The sequence below is a fragment of the Pantoea sp. SIMBA_079 genome (genome assembly GCF_046940275.1).
GTDB lineage: Bacteria > Pseudomonadota > Gammaproteobacteria > Enterobacterales > Enterobacteriaceae > Pantoea > Pantoea borealis.
This window is the reverse complement of the sequence record NZ_JAWRYR010000759.1, coordinates 1-245: the sequence shown is the minus strand read 5'-3', so window position 1 is coordinate 245 and position 245 is coordinate 1. Positions and strand designations below refer to the sequence as shown.

Sequence of the window (245 nt, the reverse complement as noted above, 5' to 3'; positions counted from 1 at the left end):
GCGGCGGTCGGCCAACACCCAGCTTCCATCGTACAACTGCAGGGGGAACGATTCGTTCCTGTTCTGGCGTCGTTCGACGAACCCTTCGGCCGGGTTGTCCGTGGCCCTGCGCCGGCGCTCGATGCCCAGCAGGTCGAAGATCGCACGCGCCAGTTCCATCAGTGGGAACGGCTTGAACAGGACGTGACTCACACCGAGTTCGGCGGCCCGCTCACGCACCTCGACGGTGGGGTGGGCGGTGATCA

At 65.7% G+C, this 245-nt stretch carries 1 pseudogene; it reads right to left on the bottom strand.

What is annotated here, in order from left to right:
- Positions 1-245 (bottom strand): annotated as a pseudogene (locus SB719_RS21990) (response regulator); the annotation flags it as partial.